General features: G+C 59.1%; 1 protein-coding gene and 1 pseudogene. Both read left to right on the forward strand.

Going from position 1 to position 1182, the window contains the following annotated elements:
• Window positions 1-303, forward strand: a pseudogene (locus ACPUC7_RS24365) (Ig-like domain-containing protein); the annotation flags it as partial.
• A gap of 180 nt (window positions 304-483) precedes the next feature.
• Window positions 484-1182, forward strand: a 699-nt coding sequence (locus ACPUC7_RS24370) for a hypothetical protein (RefSeq protein WP_494924852.1), incomplete at its 3' end; no start/stop codon positions are given.

Raw genomic sequence — 1182 nt, forward strand, 5'->3', positions numbered from 1 at the left:
GAAGTGGTAGATATCACCGGCAGCGGCAACAACACGCTTAATCTGTCGCTGGGCGATGTCCTGCAACAGGGCGGCAAAGACCTGTTCAACATCTCCGGTAACGTGCAGATGATGATTAAAGGCAACACCGGCGACAAAGTGAACCTCTCCGACCTACTGCCGGATAACGGCGACGTGGGCGACTGGAGCAGCAGCGGCAACGTCACGGTCGGCGGCGTGGTTTACACCGTCTGGCAACACAGCGCCCTTGACGCCGAATTGCTGGTGCAAAACGGCGTGACGACCAACCTGATCAACCATTAACTCTGATGTATACGCGGCGGACGTACCATCCGCCGCGTATGTTCCCCTTTTCCACGCCCCGCCATTTCTTAAGCCCCTGCTGCAAAAATATATCCGCCGGATACCAGACATATCTGCACGGCACGTTTCCCCGCCCTGTTTACGATACCGACCATTATTCCCTCATAAATGGTCAGAAAAATGGAATTCAGCAAAAAACGCCTCAGCCCTTACGGCACCGTTCAGGATGAACTTCCGTATCAGCTCACGGCCCGCAGCGAAGCGTCTGTCGCACCGCTCACCGCCGCCGCTCCGCTGCCGGAGGAAAGCTTCGACGCCGAGCGCATTCAGCGCATCAGCTCCGGCGCACAGCTCGAAACCCAGGCCGGCCTGATTATCCAGAACGACAACAGCCGCCTCGAAATCGCCGAGTTCAACTGGTTTGGCTACAACTCCAAAACCCTGCTGGTCGGCGAAAAAAGCACCATCAGCTTCAGCCTCGGCTCGCACGGCATGAGTGAGTTCAGCTTCGACTACTTTGCCCTGCACAACCGCACCACTGTGATCAACTTTTACGACGCCAGCGGCAACCTGATTGGCAGCGAAAAGCTGCTCTACACCGGCTCCGTCTCCGCGAAGCAGTTTGATATCAAAACCCTCAGCTTCACCGCGCCCGCCGGTAAGCAGATTGCCCGCGCCGAGCTGGTCACCGGCGACGAGCCCGCCGTCGGCGACTACGGCTTCCACATCGACAACGTCAAATGGACCGCCGCCGGCCTGCTGCCGGTGGACTTCACCTTTGACCGCATGGAGCGCGACACCGGCACCAGCGCCACCGACTTCATCACGAAAGACGGCGCCGGCGGGCGTAAAGTTGAAGGCACGCTCAGCCGCGCCCTC

This window comes from Pantoea sp. CFCC18179 (assembly GCF_059412405.1).